Below are 3,703 nucleotides of genomic sequence, written 5' to 3'. Positions count from 1 at the left end.
ATTATCGTCTGATTCTGAATTCTGATTAGCCGATTGTTGTTGCTGTGGTGGTTGCGGTTGCTCTTTAGAAAGACGCTTTAATAAAAGCATAACCTCGATGGTTTCATCTATAGCAGCCACTGTTGAAGGTAATTTACCCCAATTAATCATCCGCTTTTCAATTTCATCAAAAATTGGAGAGTTTGGAGTGCCTAATTTCATCAGTAGATGTCGAGCATCATCACCAAGTTTCTTTAGGTGAGATTGCCCCTCAATTGCAATACCACGACCAGAATACAATAACCAAGCAAATAACAACCCAGCGGGGCCGTCACTTATTATTGGTTCCTGAAAATAACCCTCTTCGAGCAAGTCATAAGTCATTTTCTGAAATACCCAGTAGGCACCAGAAAACTCCTTCATACAAGCAGTCTCTACGCGACAATCTTCAATGATATTGTTGATTGATAAGAACGTGCTTGATTTACCCTTGAGGTGTTTCTCGAAGACTGAGAAGTCACTGAATCGTAAATGACCACCAGCTTCATGAGTAATTTTTGCTTCAACGAGTCGTGACCAAACTTCATCAGAGGGGTCACCAGCATTGATGTAAATATCTCTGCCATTCGTGTAGCAAGTTCGACGGTCAAAATAGATATTTACGTCAAATCGTGCGTGAATATCTGTAATAACTCGCATTGTGTTTTGAACTTCTTGAATTGAAGCCATAAGGTGTTCCTCCAAAAAATAGGATAGAGCTCCCAAAGGGAGCTCATTAGGTTAGGTAGGTGGGGTTAGCCGAACCAGAAGCCGGTTGTTGACGTTTCGCCAGTGACTTCTTCATAGGTAGGAGTACTATTGCCGCTGTCAGTATCAGTAGAAACTACTGAGTCCTTAATCGCGTCAATAATTCTCGGTTCAGATTCATCTGCGACTTCCATCACCGGCAGAATGCCATTTAAGATGGAGCCACGTTCTGTAAGGTTATGTACCAATTTAACCGCGTAGGTCATATCAGAGCCTTCGATGTTCCCAGTTTTGGGTAAGGTATCGAACGCTTCATCAAGTTCATCAACCAATCGGTCAAACACAGTGTGTTGGAATGACATTGAGTAAACGTAATCACGAATAGCTCTTATTGGCTTGAAAGTTCGCTGAATCATTGAACTTTTACCAATAATTTTTTCATAAACAACAACAGCTTGCTCCGCGACGTTATCCAAAATCCCTTCCACGATGTAATCAACAGCTTCCTGTTGGTCATCATTGAAATAAGGTTTGAAGGCCATCGGCGGCAACACGTTAAATTGAAAACGTCTAAAGAAATCATCTTTAGGGGTCTTCAATGACTCAATAATTTCAGCCATATCAGGGTTAGCTTTCTTGTGTTCTTCAACTATGGTGTCATAGCGATTATCACGGTCAGCGACTTCTGAATAAAACTCAGCTTGAATTGCCTTGAGTTCAACGAGTAGAGAGTCAAGTTCATCAACTGGAATCGCGGTAACGCGTCCATATCGGACACCTCGGGCTGCAATAGCGCGGCGTGCCTTAGTCTCCAATGTGTTCTTAAACTGCAACTCAGAACGAGGAAACCACTCAATACGGGCTTTACGAGCAATCTTTGAATTCACTTCCTTTTCGTCTAAGAGAGTTTTAGCATTCGCTAACGTTTTCTCTCCATCACGGCCAGAAGTAGTTACATCGATAATCACAAGCCCATTTTCGAGTCGATTAGCAAATTCGCCATCTTGTTGAGCCACTTGGTCAAGTTGATTTTGAGCTACCGTATCGATATCGAGAGTTTGGGTATCGTTGATGTCTTTCATAATTCCTCCAAGGAATAAAAATTGGAGGGACTGATCCCGGTCAGGGAATCTAGTCCCTGAAGGGGTTAGGTAGGTTTGTTAAGGAGTAGCGAACCTAAGTTCGTTTTTGCTGAAACAATTAATCTGTGTAAACTGATATTGCTTCTTCATTTTCTCTTTAACTTTTTTGTCGATGTAGTTACGCGCTAGTAACTCAGACTGATGGGTTTTACGATAGAAGTTAAGCTTTTGGCCTTTGGCTCCGTAAACAACCAGTGTGTCGGCACCAAGGCACGTATATCCCCAAAGCTTATTACTTCCATTGTCATTGCAATGATACATTTTGAACTTGATTGTACTGATATCTAGACCGTCTAAATCCGATCTTGGCAAATCAGCATCATCACACTCTGAATCATTGCTTGTTACTTTTTTGATTGCTCTTTCAACCAGGTATACGGTTGATCGAGAATATGACCATTCTTATCTTTGAACACTTGATCAATAATCTTTTCGATATCAGCTTTGTCACGAGTGTCGCAGCCATTCCAAAATACATTATTAAACGAAGCACGCAGTGGAGCTCTATCACCATTAATTTGAATGTAGTAGCACCAAGACAAAACCACACGAGTTGAAAAAGCCGTTCCAATACCAGATTTGGTTGTTCGATCTCGATTAGGACCTAACATTGCATCACGCATAGCATTAGCAAACTGGATTAACTTCTTAAGTAACTTCTTGTGGTCGCGTAAGAACGGAAATTTACCAATTACCACTTTCTCTTCTACTTCCGTGCGTAAATACGGAAAAGGCACAACGAATGAACGATTTCGAAAAGCCGTATCCCAACGTCGAGACGATGGATACAAACCAGAAATGTCCCCTTCTCCAGAAGTATTACCTAACGTTACAAAACGATAGTTCTGGTGTGGATAGATGATTTCTCCTGTGTCTTCAATAGACCAAGGTTTCGTCATCTCAGAAGGAAGGTGAAGTTTGGCAATAAAATCTAAAGACCCTTTATCACATTCATCAAGCAAAACACATTTTCCGTGTTTCATAGCGTCAGCGATAGGTCCATAAACATATTCCGTTTGACCGTTTGACAACACCCAGCGGCCTTGCATCTTCTCAGGGCGTAATGTCGGGTTAACAGACACCAGCACAGTTGGCCAATTAAGGCGAGCACAAAGCCAAAGCATGAAATCAGTTTTACCAGACCCCGTAGGACCAACCATATGCATGAAGTTAGGTCGTTGAGGTGAGCAAAACCAAGATATAACTTGGGAAAGTTGTTTTTCATCTGGAATATAACCTGCGATTTCGCGAGGTACATCTGGATGACGGTGTTTAGGGATCTGAATAACTGCCGTTACTGCTGCTGGGACAAACGGTTTGAACACGTCGGCCATACGAACAGTAATCATCTCTGAATAATCAATTTCTTCAACAGTAGAAGTTGGTTGGTTATTCGTGTCTACAGTAGTCACAGGGTTAGCATTAGACATAGTTAATTCCTCCAGGAATAAAGTGTGGGGTTAAATTAATATGGGTAGTTAATTAAGGGGTTAAGCTGTCTTGAGAAAGAAAGCTTTATTAGCATCTTCAAGTAGCATTTCTGCTTTATGAAGAAGTTTGGGGTTATTCAGTACCTGAGCCTTTCGAAGAAGGCGCAGAGCGCGCCTTTTTCGTGCTGCAGATACATTTTTCTGGTGAGAAAAATTCATATCCGCGTACCTCGAATTATTGCTGGTTATAAGCACGCTGACGGAAATTTCCGTTGCCTGCTTGTGGGCGGAATTGACGCTGTGTAGAGTCAGGTTGTTGTGCATTATTGGCATTCTGCTGTGGAGCATTATACGCAGGACCATTCTGTGGAGCGTTATTGTACGCAGGAGCATTTTGCTGTGGAG

The 3,703-nt window shown here is 41.9% G+C and carries 4 protein-coding genes; all 4 read right to left on the bottom strand.

All coding sequences use genetic code 11. The features are described 5' to 3' along the window. Positions 1 to 708, bottom strand: a 708-nt coding sequence (locus AB4507_RS00300; RefSeq protein WP_372182036.1) for a hypothetical protein, incomplete at its 3' end; no start/stop codon positions are given. A 65-nt stretch (positions 709 to 773) separates the two neighbouring features. Continuing rightward, positions 774 to 1,808, bottom strand: a complete 1,035-nt coding sequence (locus tag AB4507_RS00295; RefSeq protein ID WP_372178799.1) for a DUF3150 domain-containing protein — start codon at positions 1,806 to 1,808, stop codon at positions 774 to 776. Positions 1,809 to 2,212: 404 nt separating this feature from the next. Continuing rightward, entirely contained in the window at positions 2,213 to 3,298 is a 1,086-nt protein-coding gene (locus tag AB4507_RS00290) for an AAA family ATPase (protein WP_081230315.1), read from the bottom strand. A gap of 60 nt (positions 3,299 to 3,358) precedes the next feature. Further along, on the bottom strand, positions 3,359 to 3,517 hold the full coding sequence (locus tag AB4507_RS00285) for a hypothetical protein (RefSeq protein ID WP_154723760.1): 159 nt from the start codon (positions 3,515 to 3,517) through the stop codon (positions 3,359 to 3,361). Positions 3,518 to 3,703 lie beyond the last annotated feature (186 nt).

This window comes from Vibrio sp. 10N.222.54.A3 (assembly GCF_041474095.1).
In the GTDB taxonomy this organism is placed as follows: domain Bacteria; phylum Pseudomonadota; class Gammaproteobacteria; order Enterobacterales; family Vibrionaceae; genus Vibrio; species Vibrio crassostreae_C.
The sequence above is the reverse complement of the archived record's forward strand: the minus strand, read 5'-3'. Positions and strand labels throughout refer to the sequence as shown.